Origin of the sequence: Streptomyces sp. CCM_MD2014 (genome assembly GCF_000772045.1) — a bacterium.
In the GTDB taxonomy this organism is placed as follows: domain Bacteria; phylum Actinomycetota; class Actinomycetes; order Streptomycetales; family Streptomycetaceae; genus Streptomyces; species Streptomyces salinarius.
The window spans coordinates 3580643-3599575 of record NZ_CP009754.1 but is presented as its reverse complement, the minus strand read 5'-3'; the positions used below and the strand labels follow the sequence as shown (position 1 = coordinate 3599575).

General features: G+C 70.1%; 26 protein-coding genes and 1 pseudogene. 12 read left to right on the top strand and 15 right to left on the bottom strand.

Going from position 1 to position 18933, the window contains the following annotated elements:
* Positions 1–48: 48 nt before the first annotated feature.
* The 6 genes from NI25_RS37620 to NI25_RS15650 all read right to left on the bottom strand — a co-directional run bounded on the left by NI25_RS37620 (position 49) and on the right by NI25_RS15650 (position 5672).
* Positions 49–1347 (bottom strand): YrhB domain-containing protein, encoded by a 1299-nt coding sequence (locus NI25_RS37620; protein WP_078884631.1) that lies wholly within the window; start codon positions 1345–1347, stop codon positions 49–51.
* Between the two features lies 1 nt (position 1348).
* Entirely contained in the window at positions 1349–1654 is a 306-nt protein-coding gene (locus NI25_RS15670) for a YrhB domain-containing protein (RefSeq protein ID WP_061443045.1), read from the bottom strand.
* On the bottom strand, positions 1655–3397 hold the full coding sequence (locus NI25_RS39390) for a putative T7SS-secreted protein (protein ID WP_061443044.1): 1743 nt from the start codon (positions 3395–3397) through the stop codon (positions 1655–1657).
* A complete protein-coding gene (locus tag NI25_RS15660; protein ID WP_061446937.1) occupies positions 3397–4059 on the bottom strand; it encodes a hypothetical protein in 663 nt (220 codons plus the stop codon). The genes NI25_RS39390 and NI25_RS15660 overlap by 1 nt, the downstream gene beginning before the upstream one ends.
* Positions 4056–4430: an SseB family protein gene (locus tag NI25_RS40200; protein ID WP_233520735.1), complete on the bottom strand. Its 375-nt coding sequence runs from the start codon at positions 4428–4430 to the stop codon at positions 4056–4058. The genes NI25_RS15660 and NI25_RS40200 overlap by 4 nt, the downstream gene beginning before the upstream one ends.
* A 273-nt stretch (positions 4431–4703) precedes the next feature.
* Positions 4704–5672, bottom strand: coding sequence for a helix-turn-helix transcriptional regulator (locus NI25_RS15650; RefSeq protein ID WP_061446935.1), 969 nt, complete (start codon positions 5670–5672; stop codon positions 4704–4706).
* A 74-nt stretch (positions 5673–5746) separates the two neighbouring features.
* Between NI25_RS15650 and NI25_RS15645 the strand changes: the two genes are divergently transcribed.
* Entirely contained in the window at positions 5747–6148 is a 402-nt protein-coding gene (locus NI25_RS15645) for a VOC family protein (protein ID WP_061443043.1), read from the top strand.
* A gap of 18 nt (positions 6149–6166) precedes the next feature.
* Here the strand turns inward: NI25_RS15645 and NI25_RS15640 are convergent, their stop codons facing one another.
* Complete coding sequence (locus NI25_RS15640) at positions 6167–6460, bottom strand: hypothetical protein (RefSeq protein ID WP_148315129.1); 294 nt, start codon at positions 6458–6460, stop codon at positions 6167–6169.
* A 644-nt stretch (positions 6461–7104) separates the two neighbouring features.
* A complete protein-coding gene (locus NI25_RS15635; protein ID WP_061443041.1) occupies positions 7105–7464 on the bottom strand; it encodes a hypothetical protein in 360 nt (119 codons plus the stop codon).
* A gap of 16 nt (positions 7465–7480) precedes the next feature.
* On the opposite strand from NI25_RS15635, the gene NI25_RS15630 reads away from it, so the two are divergent.
* Positions 7481–7801 (top strand): orotate phosphoribosyltransferase, encoded by a 321-nt coding sequence (locus tag NI25_RS15630; protein WP_233520734.1) that lies wholly within the window; start codon positions 7481–7483, stop codon positions 7799–7801.
* Positions 7802–7870: 69 nt separating this feature from the next.
* Here NI25_RS15630 and NI25_RS15625 read toward each other — a convergent pair whose 3' ends face one another.
* The 4 genes and pseudogenes from NI25_RS15625 to NI25_RS15610 form a co-directional block, all read right to left on the bottom strand.
* The gene (locus NI25_RS15625) at positions 7871–8128 is read right to left on the bottom strand and encodes a hypothetical protein (protein WP_061443040.1); all 258 of its coding nucleotides are present in this window, start codon (positions 8126–8128) and stop codon (positions 7871–7873) included.
* Complete coding sequence (locus NI25_RS15620) at positions 8125–8472, bottom strand: hypothetical protein (protein WP_061446934.1); 348 nt, start codon at positions 8470–8472, stop codon at positions 8125–8127. Before NI25_RS15620 ends, NI25_RS15625 begins: the two co-directional genes overlap by 4 nt.
* A gap of 88 nt (positions 8473–8560) precedes the next feature.
* Positions 8561–9476 (bottom strand): annotated as a pseudogene (locus NI25_RS15615) (helix-turn-helix domain-containing protein).
* A gap of 247 nt (positions 9477–9723) precedes the next feature.
* Complete coding sequence (locus NI25_RS15610; protein ID WP_061443039.1) at positions 9724–10158, bottom strand: ATP-binding protein; 435 nt, start codon at positions 10156–10158, stop codon at positions 9724–9726.
* Positions 10159–10270: 112 nt separating this feature from the next.
* Between NI25_RS15610 and NI25_RS15605 the strand changes: the two genes are divergently transcribed.
* Positions 10271–11119 (top strand): helix-turn-helix domain-containing protein, encoded by an 849-nt coding sequence (locus tag NI25_RS15605; protein WP_061446933.1) that lies wholly within the window; start codon positions 10271–10273, stop codon positions 11117–11119.
* Positions 11116–11307: a DUF397 domain-containing protein gene (locus tag NI25_RS15600; protein ID WP_061443038.1), complete on the top strand. Its 192-nt coding sequence runs from the start codon at positions 11116–11118 to the stop codon at positions 11305–11307. The genes NI25_RS15605 and NI25_RS15600 overlap by 4 nt, the downstream gene beginning before the upstream one ends.
* Here NI25_RS15600 and NI25_RS15595 read toward each other — a convergent pair.
* The gene (locus tag NI25_RS15595) at positions 11258–12157 is read right to left on the bottom strand and encodes a helix-turn-helix transcriptional regulator (RefSeq protein WP_061443037.1); all 900 of its coding nucleotides are present in this window, start codon (positions 12155–12157) and stop codon (positions 11258–11260) included. The two genes, NI25_RS15600 and NI25_RS15595, sit on opposite strands and share 50 nt — an antisense overlap.
* Before the next feature lie 95 nt (positions 12158–12252).
* Between NI25_RS15595 and NI25_RS15590 the strand changes: the two genes are divergently transcribed.
* The 5 genes from NI25_RS15590 to NI25_RS15570 all read left to right on the top strand — a co-directional run bounded on the left by NI25_RS15590 (position 12253) and on the right by NI25_RS15570 (position 16120).
* Complete coding sequence (locus NI25_RS15590; RefSeq protein ID WP_061443036.1) at positions 12253–13014, top strand: SDR family oxidoreductase; 762 nt, start codon at positions 12253–12255, stop codon at positions 13012–13014.
* Between the two features lies 1 nt (position 13015).
* Positions 13016–13228, top strand: a complete 213-nt coding sequence (locus tag NI25_RS15585; RefSeq protein ID WP_061443035.1) for a 4-oxalocrotonate tautomerase family protein — start codon at positions 13016–13018, stop codon at positions 13226–13228.
* Between the two features lie 292 nt (positions 13229–13520).
* On the top strand, positions 13521–14879 hold the full coding sequence (gene gdhA, locus NI25_RS15580) for an NADP-specific glutamate dehydrogenase (RefSeq protein ID WP_061443034.1): 1359 nt from the start codon (positions 13521–13523) through the stop codon (positions 14877–14879).
* 378 nt (positions 14880–15257) lie between these two features.
* The gene (locus tag NI25_RS15575) at positions 15258–15461 is read left to right on the top strand and encodes a cold-shock protein (protein WP_003974279.1); all 204 of its coding nucleotides are present in this window, start codon (positions 15258–15260) and stop codon (positions 15459–15461) included.
* Between the two features lie 236 nt (positions 15462–15697).
* Positions 15698–16120 (top strand): CBS domain-containing protein, encoded by a 423-nt coding sequence (locus NI25_RS15570; RefSeq protein WP_061443033.1) that lies wholly within the window; start codon positions 15698–15700, stop codon positions 16118–16120.
* Here NI25_RS15570 and NI25_RS15565 read toward each other — a convergent pair.
* Both NI25_RS15565 and NI25_RS15560 read right to left on the bottom strand, forming a co-directional pair.
* Positions 16101–16460: a hypothetical protein gene (locus NI25_RS15565; protein WP_061443032.1), complete on the bottom strand. Its 360-nt coding sequence runs from the start codon at positions 16458–16460 to the stop codon at positions 16101–16103. The genes NI25_RS15570 and NI25_RS15565 overlap by 20 nt on opposite strands.
* Before the next feature lie 53 nt (positions 16461–16513).
* The gene (locus tag NI25_RS15560) at positions 16514–16873 is read right to left on the bottom strand and encodes a MerR family transcriptional regulator (RefSeq protein ID WP_061443031.1); all 360 of its coding nucleotides are present in this window, start codon (positions 16871–16873) and stop codon (positions 16514–16516) included.
* A 485-nt stretch (positions 16874–17358) separates the two neighbouring features.
* On the opposite strand from NI25_RS15560, the gene NI25_RS15555 reads away from it, so the two are divergent.
* The 3 genes from NI25_RS15555 to NI25_RS15545 are packed head-to-tail and all read left to right on the top strand — an operon-like array spanning position 17359 to position 18792.
* Entirely contained in the window at positions 17359–18006 is a 648-nt protein-coding gene (locus NI25_RS15555) for a hypothetical protein (protein ID WP_061443030.1), read from the top strand.
* Between the two features lie 16 nt (positions 18007–18022).
* The gene (locus tag NI25_RS15550; protein ID WP_061443029.1) at positions 18023–18355 is read left to right on the top strand and encodes a hypothetical protein; all 333 of its coding nucleotides are present in this window, start codon (positions 18023–18025) and stop codon (positions 18353–18355) included.
* Positions 18352–18792 (top strand): SMI1/KNR4 family protein, encoded by a 441-nt coding sequence (locus tag NI25_RS15545; RefSeq protein WP_061443028.1) that lies wholly within the window; start codon positions 18352–18354, stop codon positions 18790–18792. The genes NI25_RS15550 and NI25_RS15545 overlap by 4 nt, the downstream gene beginning before the upstream one ends.
* Positions 18793–18933 lie beyond the last annotated feature (141 nt).

Here is an 18933-nt window from a genome sequence, read left to right as displayed (position 1 = left end):
GAGGACGGGGGCAAGGGGTTGGTACAGACCAGTCTGGGCGAGGAGTGCTCAGCGGTACCGAATCAGGTGCAGGCGATGGACTCCCGTGGGGTCGAAGGAGACCGGGTCGCCCGACGATCCGTCGACCACCATCACGCCGCTCTCCAGACGGAGGACGTTCAGCAGGCGGCCGACCGCCTCGCGGCCCCGGCCATCCGTGCGCCGCGCCCAGATCAGCGCCCGCGCTGCGACCGGCAGCGCGTCGGCGGCCTCCATCACCGCCGCGAAGTCCTGATGCTCGGACACCGACAGAACGGGCCCGAGTTCGGCGAGCGTCGGCTCGAACCACGCCGCGTGCGCCGGGGCCGGCGGCTGCTCGAGTCCCGCTGTTCCCGGCTCGGTGCCGGCGTCCCAGCGTGCCAGCCACGTCCAGGGGTCGGTGTTGGGCAGACCGAATGGCGCCGACTCGTCCTTCGGGACGACCACCGTCGCGTCGAGCATGGCGTCCGACCAGTTGCCGTCCCGCAGGAAACGCGTGGTGTTGCAGGAGAAGACCCAGCCCCGCGTGGTCTCGTCCTCGGCCGTCGGGGCGTGCAGCTCCACGGCACCGCCGTAGGCGCCGCGCAACCAGTGGCGGGCCTTGTCGACAGCGGCCGCGAAGTCGGGAGCTGCCCGTTCCCATCCGGCGCGCCGCGGCGTGAGCGCCCCCGGGAGAGCGCGGACCAGCACCAGCTCGCGGACCAGCGGGTCGTCGAGCCGGGCGAGAGCGGAGGTCAGGGGGTCCAGCAGCACCACCTGGCCCTTGTTGTTGTGCGCGTACAGCAGGTGGCCCGTCGCTTCGTGACCCGCGACCGCCCGCCGTACCCACACCACGCCACGGGTGTCCGGACCCGGCTCCGCGACCGCCTGAACCACGTCGTCCCAGCCGTTGACGGGCACCCGGGCGAACTCGGGGAAATACCTGCGGGTCAGCCGGTCCCACCAGCCGGGAGCCTCGTCCGCGGGCTTCCAGGGCAGCGCCACCGACGGGGCGCCGCCTATGGCGGAGTGCAGTGCGATCACGCAGCCCCGGGCGTTGACCCGCCTGGCCTGGTGCTCGGCCCGGGCGGCGGCCTCCCGGGGTGGTGCCGGCTCGAGGTCGGCGAGCGGAGCGCTCGGCGCCGGGTGGAAGGGGGCGCTTCCGTCCTTGGGTACCACGACCGACGCCGTCATCATCGGTGTCTCGGGGTAACCGGGTTGCGGCAGGGGACGACACGCCATCAGCCACGCAGAGGAGGTCTCGTGCACGGGATGAGGCACGGTCAGCTGGACCAGGCCGCCGTAGGTGGCGTTCAGCCAGGCCGTAGCCGCTTGATCGGGCCCCGGCATCTCACTGCCCCTTCTGCGTTGGCCAGTCACCCGACACCCGTAGCCCCATGTACTTCTCCACCGGCAGGTTGGTCGGCGGGAAGTGGGGGTCCGATCCGTCGTGGGGGACGACGACGACCGATGTGAAAGGCGCCTGGGTCCTGTCGCCCGTCTCGATGTGCTCCTTGAAGTCGAAACGCACCGCCCAACCATACGGATAATCGATCCCCAGCTCAGGAAGCATCACAACGGACTCCGCGCGGTCCGGGTAAGCCTCCTTCTGGAGGAAATCCAAAGCCGCTGACACTGCTCCGTTCCGGCTGAGCATTTATTGACTCCCATTTCGGTAAGGGATGTGCCCTATGGAGGACACGTTGTTCTCCAGAATTCCGAGTGTGCCGCTCTGGCCGTCGAGGAAGACCACTCCGTTTTTGGTGTTCACGGCGTTGAAGACGTGGGCGCTGCCATCGGGCCTGCTGATGTATACAGCGCTTCTGGACCCTTCGCCCCGCTTCTCCAGATCCGCGATGATGTCATCGTAACTGTTGACCATGTCGTAGTGGCCCTTGGCCCGGTTCGGCAGTCCGAGCTGCTCCGGGGGAATGTGGTCGGGAGTCTTCTTGGGGGCCGCGCTGACCTCGATGTCATCGAGTCTGCGGTCCACGGTCACCACATTGTGGCTGCAGTTGTCTCTGTATCCCGGTACGTTGGTGTTGTTGACGTCTTTGAGCCATGGATACTCGCTGTCCAGGAATTCCTGGGCCTTGTGCGGGTCGACGGATTCGTAATGAATTGCCTTCTTGCTCACATGGTCCGTGGACCGTGCGAGGTCGCTCCAGTCCTTGGGAGCCGCGCCGGCGGCCTCGTCCGCGTACTTGGCCCCGCCGGCCGCGGCCTTCGCGGTACCGGCCTCCAGCCCTTCCTTCGCCGCCATCCGAACTCCGCCGCGGACCAGGCCCGCACCCTTGGTGCCGATCAGCTCAGGCACCAGGCGGCCGATGAACTCGGAGGGGTCTTTCTTGAAGCCCTCCACCGCGGCGTTCAGCGCTCGCTCGGGGTGGGCGGCGGTCGAGACCAGACCGGACAGCGTCATCGAGACGTTCTGGAGGTACTCGGCCGGGTGGGTCAGGTTGTAGGGATCCACGGGGTTGAGGCCCCGGGCGAAGTTGACCAGACCGGCCGTCCCCTTGACGACGCCACCCGCGAAGTGGGTGAGTTCGACGCCGGTCGCGACGAAGCCGTCGACGACGTTGTTGCCGATGCGGTCCAGCGGCGGTGGCTCTGCGGGGGCGTGGGCCAGGGCCTTCCTGATGCCGGCCTCGGCGTCGGAGGCGGCGGTGTTGCGTTGCCTGCGCGCCTCGGCGAGTTTCTCGCGGGCCCGCTGGATGGTCGCCTTGCCGGGGTCCTGGAAGGGAGAGGGAACCGGGCCGGGATCCTGGTCGGCCTTGATCTTGGCGTTGTAGGCGTCGATCTGCCTGTTGTACTCCTCGACGGCCCGCTGGGATGCCTGCTTGCCCCGCTTGTACAGCTCGGCCGCCTCACGAGCCTGCTGCTGGGCCCACGTCACGGTGCCCGCGTAGCTCTCCAACGCTGTCGCCGCAGTCTCGCAGGCGTCGGCCGCGTGCAGCCACTTGGTGGGGTGAACACCGAACTTCTCGCGGAAGGTGTCACCGCCCTTGCCACGCCAGCTGCTGGAGTCCACCTTCTTCATCCCGGAGCCGACCTTCTCGAAAGCGGTCGAGAAGTCCCGCAGGTGCTTCGCGCTCGCCCGGATCTTCTCCGCGTTGCCGTGGACGAGCTCGTTGGCCTCCTCGGTCTCGCCGAGCTGCTGCTCGCCGGGTGTGGCGCCCAGGTCGGACGCGACACCGTCGCCCCAGTCCTCCACCGCGTCCGCGGCGCCCTCCAGGCCGACCTTGTCGAGGCCGTCGCCGAGCCGGTCGGTGCCCCAGTCGATTCCCTCACCGAGGGCCTTCTTACCGGCGTCGACGCCGTCCTCCACGATCGTCAGACCGTGATTGACACCATCCTTGAGCTTTCCGAGGCCGCTGCCGATGTCGTCGAGGACGCCCATCAGCCCTCACCCCCGCTCTGGGCGCGAGCGCGTTCCTCGGGCGATGGGCCGAACGACGCGTCGAGGAACTGCTCGTACTGGGCATCCGTGACACCGAATTTTTCGCGCGCCGCCTGCGGTCCCAGGCCGGGCAGGCCTACGGTCTCGGAGGTCATGACGTCCCGGCCCGCGTCCCGCCAGCCCTGGACACTGTTGTCCCAGGCCTGCTCGAAGGACTCCTTGCTGTAGTCGGCATCCCTGACCTGGGTGACCACGTTGTTCGACAGGACCTCGTTCCAGCCCTTGCCGGTGATCTCGTCCTCCGAGGCGTACGGGTTGCCCATCAGGGAGTTCACGCCGACCTTCATGGCGCCTTCTACGTACTGGTCGGTCTCGTAGTACGTGCCGGCCGCCAGCCCGGTCTTGAGCGCGAAGCCGTTGCCTTCGTAGATCAGCGACCGTACGCCCCACTCCCACCGCTCGCAGAAGGAGCCGAAGGCACTGGTCAGACCCTCCGCGCCCAGATCGAGCCCGGAGAGGGCGAGGTCGCCGAAGCCGCGGCCCGCGCCGGCCTCCCCGACCATGCCGAGTTCTTTCAGCTCGCCCAGTGCGAGCGTCAGCCCTTTGGCGATGTCGTCGAGGCCGATCGCGGCCAGGTCCTTGCCCACGCCACCCCCGGTCACCACGAGGCACCCTCCGGCCGCATCCGGTCCACGGCGAACGCGTCGGGCACCACTCCGGTGACCGGCGGCAGCAGCACCGCATGTTCTGTGCCGTCAGCCGCGTCCAGTGCCACACCACACGGCATACCGGCCCCTGGCACGGCCGCGTCGAGCAGCTTCGCTCCAAGTACCGCCCGGTACGGCCACTCCAAGTGCGCCTCGTCGCGGGCGATGGCATAGCGGGCCATCGCCGACTCGTTGGAGAAGGCGAGGATCCAGCGCACGCCGCCGAAGTCAACGGTCAGCCAACCGCCATTGCGCAACGGGACGAGTACCGCCGTGTCCCGGAACGTCTCCAGCAGTTCGGCGAACTCCTGTCGGCGAGCCGTCACTTCCTCATCGGAGGGCTCGGGACGCCGTTCCTTCTCCGCCGGACGGTCCAGCGCCCGAGGCGGCCGCTCGGCGGCAGCCGCTCCGGGCGGCCGAGCGGCCGTCTGCGGCCGGCTGGACGGACGGGGCGTATCTGCATAGTCGGCGAGCCGAGAACGCCGTACCGGCGTCCCAGCGCCACCCCCGGAATCACTCACGGACCCAGCCTGGCACATCGCTTGCCTGGTATTTCACGGGGTGTGGACTGAATACGGCCCTCACACGCGGAGGCACTCTCATGTACCTGCGTCCTCGTGCGCGGCGAGCAGCTCCCGCGTCCGGCGCAGCAGCGTCTCCCGTACGGAGTCGGGTGCCAGGACGCGCAACGGCGTGCCGAGACTCGCCAGATACCCGGCCAGCCCCTCCGCGCTGGACCCGCCGACCTCGACGACGGTGGCGTCCGGACCGTCGGCCCGGTGCAGCCCGACCGTGGCGGGAATCAGCCGCAGAGCGTGCTCCATGGGCACCGGCAGCCGGACGGTGGCCAGCACCGCGTACGGCCCGGTCGCGCTCGCGCGGGACACGAGGAGCGCCGGATCGGGCAGCGGTTCGGTGAACTCGACCGCCCGTCCGGTCGGTTGCAGCCGCTCGACCCGGTCGGCCCGGAAGGTCCGCCACTCACCCCGCGCGACGTCGAGCGCCACGAAGTACCAGCGCCGCCCGGTGTGCACGAGCCGGTACGGATCGACGTCCCGCACACTGGCCCGTCCCTCCCAGTCCCGGTACGCCATCCGCGCCCGCTCGCCCCGCCGGCACGCGGCCGCCAGCTCCAGCAGCGTCCCGGCCGCGACCTGCGGTTCCCCGGCCGCCCTCGGCGTCTGCACGAACGCGTCGTCCATGTCCCCGAGCCGCTCCGCGACCCGTCGGGGCAGCACCTGCCGCAGCTTCAGCAGCGCCGACAGCGCGGCCTGGTCCCCGCCGAGCGCCCCGCTCAGCGCGGCCTCCCGCAGCCCGACGGCCACGGCGAGGGCCTCCTCGTCGTCCAGGATCAACGGCGGTGTCCGCGTCCCCGGCCGCAGCCGGTACCCGCCCCACGGGCCGGGGTCGGAGTCGACGGCGTACCCCAGCTCCCGCAGCCGGGCGACGTCCCGCCGCACGGTCCGGTCCGTGACCTCCATCCGCTCGGCCAGCTCACCGCAGGTCCAGGCGGGACGGACGGCGAGCAGGGAGACCAGCCGCAGCAGCCGGGCGGAAGTACTGAGCACGGTGGTGAAGTCTGCCACCGAACGGCGAGTGACCAGGACCGAACCCGTCCTGGTCACGTCCTACGGTTCCTCCCATGACGACAACGGAGAACACTCCCGCGCCTTCCGCCCCGGCCTTCCGCTACTCGGCCGTCACCTTCGACTGCTCCGACCCCGCCGAGATGGCCCGCTTCTGGGGCGAGGCCCTCGGCCTCACCGTCACCTTCAACACGGACGACTTCTACTTCCTCGGCGGCAAGGACGGCGCCCCCGGCCTCGGCTTCAACCGCCTCCCCGACTACCGCCCGCCGGCCTGGCCCGGCACCGGCCAGGAGAAGCAGGCCCACATCGACGTCGGCGCCGACGACCTGGACGAAGGGGAGGCCCGCCTGCTGGCCCTGGGCGCGACGAAGCCCGACTTCCAGCCGTCACCGGACCGCTGGCGGGTCCTGCTGGACCCGGCGGGGCATCCGTTCTGCGTGTCCACGGTGGCCTGAGAGCACACCGGAGGACGATCAGTAGACGAAGCCACGCATGATGCCGGTCACGTTGGGGGAGCGGAAGTCCGGAGTGGCGGCATCGGCGGGGACCACCCCGACACAGACCTCGTACGAGGTCCCGCGCACCAGCTTCACCTCCACGACGTGTTCTCTCCGCCGAGGGGTGGGGTCGGCCCGCATCTTGTAGTACGCGTACGGCTTGTTCCTGGCCGCCACGTAGTCGACGACCCTCTTCGTCGCCGAGTCCTCCAGCCACATGTACACATCGACCAGCCGTGGCGTCTCCGTCCCGGCCAGCTCGTAGATCATGTATACGTCTTCGCCCTCTTGCCGGACACACACGTCGACGGTCACGCCCTCGACAGCCGTCCGACCGCGGCAGTTCTCCGTCTGTTCCTCCTTCGGAGACGGGGCGGACGACGAGGGGGCTTCCGCCGGTGGGGCGGCGACGCCGGAGGCGGAGGATTTCGGGGCCGGTTCCGACTGGACGGCGGGCGGCGCCGCGGAGTCCTTCGCCGCAACGGTGGGCTGAGCCGAGACGGAAGGGCCGGCGCTGGGGCTCGCCGACGAGGAGACCTTCGCGGCGGCGGTGCTTGGTCGTCGCCGGCTGCCATGGACCGAAGGCCCACAGAGCCGCGCCGCCGCCACCGAGTACGACGGCCAGTCCCGCGGCGAGCAGCACCCGCTTCGGCAGGGACATGGCGGGCTTCGGCGTGCCGGGTGGCGTGCCGTGGTAGTGGTACTCGGTGATGTGCTGAGCCCCGCCCGTCTGGCAGGTCCGGGCCTGGTCCTCGGGCGTCGCCTCGTACGTCACCGACTTGGGGTCGGGAGGGGTGTCGCTCATCGCTCGGTGATGTGCTGGTCGCGAGCAGACTGGTAGACGCAGGCGTTGCCCGACGGGCTGGCGTTGAACACGACCGACGGCTGGTGGTCCGAGGGCCGCGTGGGCACGGTCAGCTCTCGTCGATCATGCGGCGCAGCTCCGGTGCGAGTTCCGGATGACGGGCCAGGAGCCGTACGAAGCGGGCCCGCCACGCGTCGACTGCGGCCGCTCGCAGGGGGTCCACGTCCGCGTCGGAGGCCGGGCCCTCGGAATCGGAACCCTGCCGGGAGCCCCGCTGCTGTCCGGTCTCCGTGCGCAGCAGTTCGCGGTCCTCGGCCAGGTCCGACTCGACATCGGCGGTTCGGCCCGGCTGGACCCGACGCCACAGGCCGACAACGGCGTCCCGGCCGCGTTCCCAGGTCTCGGAGGCCAGCACGTTCACCAGAGCCGTGCCCGCCACCGACGCGAGAGTCAGCAGTTCGGCTTCCATGGGTGGTATCCCCCTCGTGATTCGCCACCCCGCGCTGTCGGTGCCGACGTGTCCGCCGGGCGCGGTCGTGCGCAAGCAGGCCAAGCCATATGGCACCTGCCGTCTCGCCGAAGGCGCCGACATCAAGGGACGCCGGGTGCCGGTCGTTGAGGATGTGGTCACCAGCGGAGGACAGATCGTGCTGTCGACCGCGGACCTGCGTGGCCTGGGGGCTGTGGTGCATGAGGCTCTGTGCGTGATCGACCGGGAGCAAGGCAATGCCGATGCTCTCGCGGCCGAGGGCATCGCACTGTTGTCGCTGCTGACGGCAGCGGACCTGCGGGCCGCTGCCGCCTGACCGGCGGTACGGCTGGGGCCGTAGTGGGGGACAAGGGACGCCACGTTCCGTGCCTGGGCGTGTACCGGCTCAGAAGCCCAGGTAGGTGATCTGGACGACGTAGACGCGTTCGTCCCGCACGACGATCTGGTAGGTGAACATCCCGCCGGGGACCGCGATGTCGCCGCCCCTCGGATCGCCTTCGCTGTACGCACGGCCGTGCAGGTACTGGGCTTCCGCCGCTCTGACCAGCTCGGCGGCCTTGCGTTCCACAGCGGTGAGAAAGACGGGCGGGGCGGTGCGGGCGGCTTCCTCCGCGCCGAAGGCGTACTCCCAGGCCCAGCTCAAGCGTGTACAGCCTTCATCGCCTCGTCCAGGACCGCACTGAGCTCTCGCAGGGCTTCACGGGCCACGTCCGCGTCCTCGTGTTCCAGGTTGTCCTTGGCCCGGGTGTGGCGGGCCGCGAGGTCGGGTCGACGGGCGATCTCGATGTCACGGGCCCACGCCAGGGCCCAGCTGCGTACCGGGCTGAGGGACTGCCATTCCAAAGCCTTGGCGAACGCTTCTTCCTTGGTCTGCTGCATCTCCGGCAGACGTCCGGGCGCGACGACGGCAAGGGCGGCGCGCAGCGCGTCCGGCGTCTGTTCGGGGCGGGGGACCAGCTCGTGTCCGTGGTCGGCCTGAGTGCTCATGAAGTCCTCCCGGGAGTGCACTGGCCAGGGTAGTCGCCCGGGAGGGCTGGGGAATCGGGACGCGAACATCGAGGCGTGTTTTTCCTGGTCAACGAGCGGGTGAAGGGACATGCCCAGGGGGCGTCCCGGGTGGTGCGTCGCCTGTGGTCGTGCGGCAGTCGCAGCAGCGGCTCTCGGGGGCGGGCGCCCGGAAGCCGCGCTCGCAGCCCTCGCAGTTCTGGAGTGGGTGGCGCGGCGGCGGTACGGCGGCCGACGGCGTGCGGAACGGCGGCGGTGGTGGCAGCCGGTCGGCGAGGCGGTGAGCCAGGAGGGCGGCCGGGCGGCGCAGGGGCTCGTCAGGGAGGCCGGTGGTCAGGGCGTCCCGTACGGCGCCGGGGGGCGACGTCCCGCTCCAGCCAGGCCGTGACCCCTGGGACCAGGTGAGCCGTGTCCGTCGCGGAGAGCAGCAGCCGGGCGTCGCGTCGTCGCAGGTCGGCCAGGAGGTCGAGGGCCGTCTGAAGGAGGGCTGGGGCGGTGCTGCTCGGCCGCGGTACGGCGGGGAGCGCCTTGGGTCCCGCACGGCGTGGCGGCGGAGGCGTGCGCTTCGCGGGCGGGCAGCCCGTGTCGGCCGGTTCGCGGCGGCTCGCGTGGGGCTGGTTGCAGGAGACCGTGCGGGTGATGATCCGGCCGGTCTGCGTGCGGTGGCGTTCGCGGCGCAGGTAGCCGTGGGCCTCCAGCTCGCGCAGGGCGGCGGCGATACGGGTCGGGCCCTCCGGAAAGCGGGCGGCGAGCGACTTGATGTCGGCGCCCGCGCCGGTGGGCAGCGACTGGAGGTGGCAGCTCAGGCCGATCGCGAGGAGCGACAGCTCCTTGGGCTGGACCAGGTGGTTGCCGATCACCACGAAGCGGGTGGTGTGGCGGGTGTTGTCGTGGGTGATGCCGCCGCCGAGGCGACGCGTACGGGTCGGATTGTCGGCGGGGGCTGACTGGGCGTGCGGGGGCGCGCTAGGGTTTTGGACATCCATCGGGAAGGTCCTTTGCTTTGCTTCCTGGGTGGTAGGCCCTCGCACCGGGATGCCAGTCCCAGCGGGGGCCGATGTCTTTTCGGTTGTTCGCGCTGAGAGCAGGGGAGTTGGGGACCCGGGAATCCAGCTCAACCGGTGATGTTCACCCACCCGAGTGACGACGCGCCTCGGGCGGGAGGGGTGGGGCTTGGTTGGGGTCATTTCCCCCGGTTTCTTGTCTTGGTAGGGCGCCGACGGCACCGGAACCTCAGAACGTGGGTTCCGGTGGCGTACAGCGCAGTTCCGCCCAGACCGTCTTGCGCGGGAACCGGCCCTCGGTCACTCCCCAGCGGTGCGCCAACGCCTCCACCAGCAACAGGCCGCGTCCCGATTCCGCGTCGGGGGACGGCTTCTGCGGGGCCGGGAGGTGCCGGCCCCGGGTGTCGGTGACCTCGATGCGGAGGATGTCGCCGACCACGTAGAGCGTGAGCCGGAAGTCGCGACCGGGGACGCGTCCGTGGTCCGCCGCGTTGTTGGCCAGCTCGGCGACGAGCAGGCGGGCCGGGTCCAGGGGCAGGCCCCAGGAACGCAGCTGCTCGGTCGCGAGCAGGCGGGCGAGTCGGGCGCCGCGTGGGGTGGGGGACAGTTGCACGCTGAAGTTGCGGACGGACGCGGTGAGTTCGGTGGTGGATTCCTGATTCACGTCACTCAGCGTGGCGGTGTGTGCGTACCGTGAGAAGTGACTCAGCGGGTACGTACGGTGACTGTCCGGCGCTTGTCCAGTGGTGTCGGAGCTGTCGGGGAAGGGGCAGGGGATGGCGGTCGAGACGGACGAGTCGGGGTGGGAGGTCGACCCCGACGACGAGTGGGGCGTCGCGGTCATCACCACGGTGGGACGGCAGTTGAAGCTCCGCCGCGAGGCGGCGGGCATGCGGGCCGGCGACTTCGGCGTGGCGGTCGGGTACGGCGAGGACCTGGTCTACAAGGTCGAGGGCGGCAAGCGGATTCCCCGGCAGGAGTATCTGGACAGGGCCGACGAGGTGCTGGGCGCCGATGGGCTCATCTCGGCGGCCTGGGAGGACGTGAAGAAGGTCCGGTACCCGAAGAAGGTTCGGGAGCTGGGGAAGTTGGAGGGCAAGGCGGTCGAGATCGGCATCTACGAGTGCAACAGCGTCCACGGGCTCCTGCAGACGCCGGAACACGCTCGCGCGCTGATGGAGGCGGCCCAACCGCCGTACTCCGCGGACGACGTACAGCGCATGGTGGCTGCCCGCCTGGCGCGACAGTCGGTCTTCGAACGCGATCCGGCGCCGTCGATCCACTTCGTCCTGGAAGAGGCGCCGCTGCGACGGCCGGTTGGCGGCACAATGGTGTGGCAGCAGCAGCTCGAACGCCTGTTGGAGGTGGGATCGTTGAACCACGTCTCGCTTCAGGTGATGCCGACAGACACTGATGCCCACCCGGGCGTGGACGGCAAGATCGAGCTGCTGAAGTTTCCGGACGGCACGGCAGTGGGGCGTAGCGACGGTGCGTTCAACGGTCGACCGACTGCCGAGCCCAGGGAACTGCGCATCCTCGAGCTGCGGTATGGCACCATCCGGGCGCAGGCTCTCCCACCGAGAGAGTCACGCGCCTTCATCGAAGAACTGCTGGGAGAAACATGATCCGCGAGACCGAACTGGTGTGGTTCAAGAGCAGCTACAGCAGCGGTACGGACGGCAACTCCTGCGTCGAACTGGCCCTCACCCCCGGCACCGTCCACGTCCGTGACTCCAAGACCGCCGACGGTCCCCGCCTGACGCTCACCCCCGCTGCCTGGGCGACGTTCCTGCCGTACGCGTCGCGGCGCTGACCGTCGGCTCGACGACCTCCTGCGTGCCGACCACCGACAGCAGCTCCAGCAGCCCCGCGCTGTCGGTCCCGACGGCCGGGGTGAACCAGAGAAGCCGCTGGCGCCCGTCCTCGCTGAAGAGGTGGAGGCAGTTGACCTCGATCAGGCCCAGCGTGGGATGGACGAGGCGTTTGCGGTCCTCCCGCCGTCGGAAGGCCACGTCGTGGTCGGCCCACAGCGCGGCGAACTCGGGGGAGACGCGGAGCAGCGTGCGGACCAGCGAGCCGACCTCCGCGTCGTCCGCGTCCCGGCGCCCGGCCGCGGCCCGCAGGTCGGCGACGAACGAGCGGGACTTCTCCTCGTGGTCGTCCTCCGGGTACAGGCGCCGGGCTTCGGGCTCGGTGAACCACCGGTGGACGAAGCTGGCCCTGGGCCCCCGGAAGCCGGAGTGGTCCCCGAGCAGCGCCACCGCCAGCGGATTCTGTACGAGGGTGACGTGCAGGTCGGTGATCACCTGCGCCGGGGTCGAGTCCAGTCGCCCCAGCAGGTCCAGCATGCCGGGGTGGACGTGCGACGCGGCCCCGCCCTGCACGGGCACCGGCCGGTCCGCGATCCGGTACAGGTAGTCCCGCTCGTCGCCGGACAGCCGCAGCGCACGCGCCAGCGCGGCCAGCATCTGCTCGGACGGCTGAGACCCGGCGCCGCGCTCCAGCTCGTTGTAGTAGTCCACGGACGCTCCCGCGAGGTGGGCGACCTCCTCGCGGCGCAGCCCCGGCACCCGGCGGCGCGGCCCCGCCGGAAGCCCGACGTCGGCCGGGCGGATCCGCTCCCGCCGCGACCGCAGGAACGCTCCCAGCTCGGCGTACTTCACAGCGCTCATGCCGTCCATTCTGCGCCGGGCCGGGCCGGTGACCCAGGGGATGGCATCCCCTGGCTGCGCGGGCGGGCCGGGCGCATCGTGGACGCATGACCACGAACACGAACCAAGAAACGGCGGCGGTCACCCGCGTGGCGATCGTCACCGGCGGCTCGCGCGGCATCGGCCGGGCCGTGTCGCAGAAGCTCGCCGAGGACGGCCTGGCCGTCGTCGTGAACTACGCCCGGGACGCCTCGGCCGCCGACGAGACCGTGGCGGCGATCACCGCGGCCGGCGGACGCGCCGTCGCCGTACGGGCCGACGTGGCGGAGGAGAAGGAGACCGCCGCGCTGTTCGACCGGGCGGAGCAGGAGTACGGCGGCGTCGACGTCGTCGTGAACTCGGCCGGCCGCATGAGCCTGTCGACCATCGCCGACCTGGACCTGGCCGACCTGGACGCCATGCACCGCACCAACATCCGCGGCACCTTCGTCGTCGCGAGGGAGGCGGCCCGGCGCCTGCGGGCCGGGGGCTCCTTCGTGGGCTTCTCGACCTCCGTCGTCGGCACGCAGTTCCCGACCTACGGCGCGTACGCGGCGAGCAAGGGCGCCGTGGAGACGATGACGATGATCCTGGCGCGCGAGCTGCGCGGCCGGGACGTCACCGTGAACACGGTCGCCCCCGGCCCGACGGCCACGGACCTGTTCCTCACCGGCAAGACCGAGGAACAGATCGACCGGCTCGCGAAGACCCCGCCCCTGGAACGGCTGGGCACCCCGGAGGACATCGCCGAGGTGGTCGCCTTCCTGTCCAGCCCCGCCGGTCACTGGGTGAACGGCCAGATCCTGCGCGCCAACGGAGGAATGATCTGAGATGCCCTTCGCACACTTCAAGGTCCCCGCGGACACGCTCACGGCCGAGGACAAGAAGAAAATCATCGAGCGCACCACCGACCTCTACGCCGAGATCTACGGCGAACGGGCCCGCCCCACGACCGTCGTCCTCGTCGACGAGGTGCCCGACGGCGGCTGGGGCGTCGCGGGCAACGTACTCACCGCCGAGATGCTCAACGGCGGGGGAGACTGACGGGCCGGCGAGCCCCCGGACCGTGGCGCTCCGTGCTCGCTATCACCCGTTATGCGAAAACTGTGTCTCACATAGTGGTCGCACTCTGCGCCGGGTGCTGGCGTGGATGTTTACATGCGCGTAACACTTAAGTGTCCCGCGCGCGGCAACGGCGCCGAGCGCCCACCACCGGACCCGACCGGACAGGCGTGCCATCCCGTGCACCACGCGTGTGCGCCGGCGCATCACGTGGACGTGTGCCCCGTGCCCCCTGCCCGGTCTCCGGTGTCCAGCCGTGCCAGAAAGGGCCCACGTGACGACGCGAAGCGAGACGCAGACCACCCTCACCCACCTGCTCACCGAGATCGAGCACCGCAACCCGGCCCAGCCCGAGTTCCACCAGGCCGCCCACGAGGTCCTGGAGACCCTGGCCCCGGTCGTCGCGGCCCGCCCCGAATACGCCGAGCCGGGCCTGATCGAGCGGCTGGTGGAGCCGGAGCGCCAGGTGATCTTCCGGGTGCCGTGGCAGGACGACCAGGGGCGCGTCCACGTCAACCGGGGCTTCCGCGTCGAGTTCAACAGCGCGCTCGGCCCCTACAAGGGCGGTCTGCGCTTCCACCCCTCCGTCAACCTGGGCGTCATCAAGTTCCTGGGCTTCGAGCAGATCTTCAAGAACGCGCTGACCGGCCTCGGCATCGGCGGCGGCAAGGGCGGCAGCGACTTCGACCCGCACGGGCGCAGCGACGCCGAGGTCATGCGGTTCTGCCAGTCGTTCATGACGGAGCTGTACCGGCACATCGGCGAGCACACCGACGTCCCCGCCGGTGATATCGGCGTCGGCGGCCGCGAGATCGGCTACCTCTTCGGCCAGTACCGCCGGATCACCAACCGCTGGGAGGCCGGCGTCCTCACCGGCAAGGGCCAGGGCTGGGGCGGCTCGCTGATCCGCCCGGAGGCGACGGGCTACGGCAACGTGCTCTTCGCGGCGGCGATGATGCGCGAGCGCGGCGAGGACCTGGAGGGCCAGACCGCGGTCGTGTCCGGCTCCGGCAACGTGGCGATCTACACCATCGAGAAGCTGGCCGCCCTCGGTGCCAACGCGATCACCTGCTCGGACTCCTCGGGCTACGTCGTCGACGAGAAGGGCATCGACCTCGACCTGCTCAAGCAGATCAAGGAGATCGAGCGCGGCCGCGTCGACGCGTACGCCGAGCGCCGGGGCGCCTCGGCCCGCTTCGTCGCCGGCGGCAGCGTCTGGGACGTCCCGGCCGACCTGGCCCTGCCGTCGGCCACGCAGAACGAGCTGAACGAGGCCGACGCCGAGACCCTGATCCGCAACGGCGTGAAGGCGGTCTCCGAGGGCGCGAACATGCCGACGACCCCCGAGGCCGTCCACCTCCTCCAGAAGGCCGGCGTCGCCTTCGGCCCCGGCAAGGCGGCCAACGCGGGCGGCGTCGCGGTCAGCGCCCTGGAGATGGCGCAGAACCACGCCCGTACGGCGTGGACGGCCCAGCGAGTGGAGGAGGAGCTGGCGTCGATCATGACCAGCATCCACTCCACCTGCCACGACACCGCCGAGCGCTACGGCGCCCCCGGCGACTACGTCACCGGCGCGAACATCGCCGGCTTCGAGCGGGTGGCCGACGCGATGCTGGCCCAGGGCGTCATCTGACGGACGCGTCCGGGAGGACAGGGGCGGCGGCTCGCCGGCGAACACCTCGAACGCGCCGCCGCCTCCTTCGCCAAACAATCCCTGCGGAATGCGCACCCTTAAATCTGTATCCGCGGTACCAGGGTTTTACGGAACATGCGGACAGTTTCTCTGGGGCGGCGCACGCGGTGGAATTGCTGGAGGTACGCGGGGCTCCACAGCGTGCTACTGTCGTTATCAGTTGCAGTTGTGGTTCCCGAATTTAAAGCTCTTTCCAGCGGTCTCCGTACCGTTGGAAGTGCACTTTGACACCGGTCTTCTCCGGTCGGGGTGATCATCGCGGCGACACGGCGTCCGTACAGTGCGGGCGCCGGTGCACTGCCCCGAAGGAGACAAGACATGGCTACTGGCACCGTGAAGTGGTTCAACGCGGAAAAGGGATTCGGCTTCATCGAGCAGGACGGTGGCGGCGCGGACGTGTTCGCCCACTACTCGAACATCGCCGCCCAGGGCTTCCGCGAGCTGCTCGAAGGCCAGAAGGTGAACTTCGACATCGCGCAGGGCCAGAAGGGCCCGACGGCCGAGAACATCGTCCTCGCCTGACGCCGGCGCGCCCACGGGCGCGCACTCGCAGCTGGGGCCCGCATCCTTCGGGGTGCGGGCCCCAGCTGTATCTGTGAAATCCGTGAATTCACGTACGCGGAGTTCCGTACGCCACTCGGTCTGTTCTGCGATTCCCCGAGCTCATCCGCTGCGGAAATTCATCGACACGTGCTTCGTCGCGGCGGCCTGGAACCGTCCTGACCGGAAAGCCGGCCCATCCCAGCAGGAGGCACTTCTTGACGCTGCTCCAGACACATCCCCGCCCGGCGGGCGCCCATTCCGTGCACAGGACGGTTGCCGACGCCATGGACGCGGCCGGACCGCAGGTCTGGGACGACATGACCGTCGAGGTGGCGCTGTCCGTCATGGTCGCCGCCCGCACGGGTCACCTCGTCGTCTGCGACGAGGACGGCCGGTGCACCGCCCTGGTCACCCGCGGTCGGCTGACGGACGTACGGAACGGCTCCGCGTACACGGACCGGGTCCGCCTGCGCGACGTCGCCGCCGACGACGGGCCCTTCGCCTCGCCGACGGCCACGGTGGCCGAAGCCGAGGAGGCGATGAGGGACCGGCAGCTCGGAGCCCTGCCCGTCGTCGACGCACACGGCAACGCCCTGGGCGTCCTCGCCCGCTCCTGCCTCAGTGGTCGGAGTAGCTGAAGTCGCCCACGGTCCAGGCGCTGACATCCTCGATCGCCACGCGGTACATCCCGCCCGTCTCCGGGATCCCCATCGTGCCCTGGAGGATCCGGGCGACGTGGAAGTGCAGGTGTGTGGGTGCCGCCGCCGTATCCGTCGGAGCGTCGAACACGGCGGAGAAGGCACCCAGGTCCGTGGAGCCGGTCAGTACCTCCGACACCCTCTGACGCCACACGGACTCGGGGGCCAGACGACCGGTGATGACAGCGCCGTGGGTGACCACGGTCAAGGACATCCGACTGCTCTGCGCGGACTCCACACGGGCGGCAATGTCCAGGAGCAGCTCATCAGGCTTCGACATGGGTGCGGATTTTATCCGCAGGCCCGTCCGTCCGAAACGGCCGGCCGGTGGCACTACCGGGCAGGGCGGGCGGTACTTCCCGGCTCGCCCCCGGACGCTCCGGCGCCACCGCGGCGCAGCTCCTCGTTGATGCGCTGAGCCTCTTCGAGCTGGTCTTCCAGGATGATGATGCGGCAGGCCGCGTCGATGGACGTTCCCTGGTCCACCATCTCTCGGGCGCGAGCGGCGATGCGCAGCTGGTAGCGGGAGTAGCGACGATGTCCGCCCTCCGAGCGCAGGGGCGTGATCAGCCGGGCCTCGCCGAGGGCGCGCAGGAAGGCGGGCGTGGTGCCCAGCATCTCGGCCGCCCGCCCCATGGTGTACGCGGGGTAGTCGTCGTCGTCGATCGGGTCGAGCGGTGTGTCTGCGGTCATCTGCACCTCTGTTTGCGGAACGCGTCGAGGGGCCTTGGCGCCGTACGGCACCAAGGCCCCGAGGGATTTGTAACACCATCTGCCGGCCTACTGCACGGCCGGCCTTCTGTTGCGGGATCGCGGATGCGTGACCGTGAGACCACCTTCCGTTCCGGGGTCTGCGGTACCCGGTGAGAACGTGCTCGCCGGGCGATCCTGATGGCGTCCTCCTCCTTCTTCTCCTCTGTTCGCATGCGGGCAGTTCGTCTCTGCCGCGCCCTACGGACTTTCTTGGCTACGACAGAAGACTAACCACAGCGACAGCCGCATGTCTACATCGGCCACTACAGATTTTCCCCCAAGCGGGTGAGCGACTTTCTGTACCGGGGGAGCATGTGGCGCCTGCCGGGGCCTCCGTACCGGACATCGCGCGCCGCCGGGCCACCGATCGGTGGGACGATGACGCTTCAGCCGATCGAGCGACGCGCGGGGAGGCCGGGCACGACATGGCCCGTTACACCGAGGCACTGACCGTCGAACGGGGCGGTTTCCGCATCAAGGTCCCGGAGTCCTGGTGGGAGTTCGACGTACGCCCGGAGTCCCGGGACGACTCGATCCGCCGCATGGTCGACGACCGAATACGCCAGCACCCGGAACTGAAGCCCTCCCGGTCCGCGTACGTCACCTTCCTCCAGAAGGCGGCGTCCGACGCGTGGAAGTCGGGTGCGCTGTACTGCGGTTGCATGGCCGAGAGCTTCGGCGGCGACACCCCCATCACCGGCTCGGTCACCGTCTCCCTGGTCGGCGGCCGCACGTCCTCCGGCGACCCCCTCCCCACCGACCCGGCCGCCATCGCCGGCCAGTTGGCCGTCAAGGAAGCCAGGAAGCCCGGCGACTCCTGGCGCAAGGTCACCACGGTGGACATCCCCGGCGTCGGCCCCGCCGCCCGCACCCGGGGCGTCGAGGACATCCCGGTCCCGGACGACGCCCTGAACCGCACGGTCCGCGCGGTCCTCATGCAGACGTACATCCCGGTCCCCGGACAGGAGGGCAAGGTCGCCCTGGTCGCGGGCAGCAGCCAGGTCCTCGACCTCGCGGACTCCTTCTTCGACATCTTCGACGCGATCACGTCCACGTTCCGGTTCGTGGGCTGAGGGGAGCGGGAGAGCGGTGACCGCGGAGTTCGTCCTCGACCTGGACGAGGGCATGCTGGAGTACTTCCGCGAGATGGCGGACGTCCTCGTGGACCGCTGCGGCATCTCCCGCCCCGAGGCGGTGGCGAGGATCAACCGCCAGTACGCGGATCTGGAGATCGCCCCGTACCCGGACCTCATGTGCCACGAGGCCCCGGAGTTCTGGGCCCTGTCCGCCTACTACGGCCGCGGCGACCACCTGCTCCCCCCGACCGGCGACCCGGACGCCGACGCCCACATCGACTTCTCCCGGTTGCCGGTCCATCCGGCCCCGGCCCGGGACTCGCGCTTCTGGACGCTGCCGCAGTGACTCCGGCGTGGGGCGAGTTCATCGAGAAGTTCCCGTCAGCGCTGTCGCGCCGGCCCGCCGAGCCACACGACCTGAATCGCGTCGAGCGGCTGCTGGAGATCGCCCTCCCGGCCGCACTCAGAGCGTTCCTCTCGGAGAGCGACGGGTTGCTGGACGAGTACGGCACCGAGGTCGTCTGGCCGGCGGAACGGATCCTCGGCGACAACCTTGCCTTCCGCAACGACGACCAGTACCGGTCGCTGTACCGGCCCTTCGACTCCCTCCTGTTCTTCGGCGACAACGGCGGCGGCGACCAGTTCGCCTTCACTTGCCGGCCTCCTCGTGACGAGGTGCTCGTCTGGGACCACGAGACGGACGAGCGGGCCCTGGTGTCGCCGAGCCTCGAATCGTTCGTTCGCAGCGCTCTCACAAGTGACGGAGAGGACTGGTACCGGTGACCCCCGACGATGTCCAGCGACCTCGCCGTGCTGACGGTGGGACGACTGCGGGACGCCCGGTGTTCGGGACACACGCGCGGCGTGCAGATGCCCGAGCAACTCGGGCCCGGACCTGGTTCCGTGCTCGGCGACCACCACGAA

Bases quoted from the DNA above. Each gene is read 5' to 3' on its own strand.
- NI25_RS39390 (WP_061443044.1), bottom strand. From the start codon at position 3,397: ATGGGCGTCCTCGACGACATCGGCAGCGGCCTCGGAAAGCTCAAGGAT.
- NI25_RS15600 (WP_061443038.1), top strand. From the start codon at position 11,116: ATGATCCGCGAGACCGAACTGGTGTGGTTCAAGAGCAGCTACAGCAGC.
- NI25_RS15620 (WP_061446934.1), bottom strand. From the start codon at position 8,472: ATGAGCACTCAGGCCGACCACGGACACGAGCTGGTCCCCCGCCCCGAA.
- NI25_RS37620 (WP_078884631.1), bottom strand. From the start codon at position 1,347: ATGCCGGGGCCCGATCAAGCGGCTACGGCCTGGCTGAACGCCACCTAC.
- NI25_RS15575 (WP_003974279.1), top strand. From the start codon at position 15,258: ATGGCTACTGGCACCGTGAAGTGGTTCAACGCGGAAAAGGGATTCGGC.
- NI25_RS15565 (WP_061443032.1), bottom strand. From the start codon at position 16,460: ATGTCGAAGCCTGATGAGCTGCTCCTGGACATTGCCGCCCGTGTGGAG.
- NI25_RS15605 (WP_061446933.1), top strand. From the start codon at position 10,271: ATGGCGGTCGAGACGGACGAGTCGGGGTGGGAGGTCGACCCCGACGAC.
- NI25_RS15560 (WP_061443031.1), bottom strand. From the start codon at position 16,873: ATGACCGCAGACACACCGCTCGACCCGATCGACGACGACGACTACCCC.
- NI25_RS15635 (WP_061443041.1), bottom strand. From the start codon at position 7,464: ATGGAAGCCGAACTGCTGACTCTCGCGTCGGTGGCGGGCACGGCTCTG.
- NI25_RS15585 (WP_061443035.1), top strand. From the start codon at position 13,016: ATGCCCTTCGCACACTTCAAGGTCCCCGCGGACACGCTCACGGCCGAG.
- NI25_RS15645 (WP_061443043.1), top strand. From the start codon at position 5,747: ATGACGACAACGGAGAACACTCCCGCGCCTTCCGCCCCGGCCTTCCGC.
- NI25_RS15590 (WP_061443036.1), top strand. From the start codon at position 12,253: ATGACCACGAACACGAACCAAGAAACGGCGGCGGTCACCCGCGTGGCG.
- NI25_RS15640 (WP_148315129.1), bottom strand. From the start codon at position 6,460: ATGATCTACGAGCTGGCCGGGACGGAGACGCCACGGCTGGTCGATGTG.
- NI25_RS15670 (WP_061443045.1), bottom strand. From the start codon at position 1,654: ATGCTCAGCCGGAACGGAGCAGTGTCAGCGGCTTTGGATTTCCTCCAG.
- NI25_RS15555 (WP_061443030.1), top strand. From the start codon at position 17,359: ATGGCCCGTTACACCGAGGCACTGACCGTCGAACGGGGCGGTTTCCGC.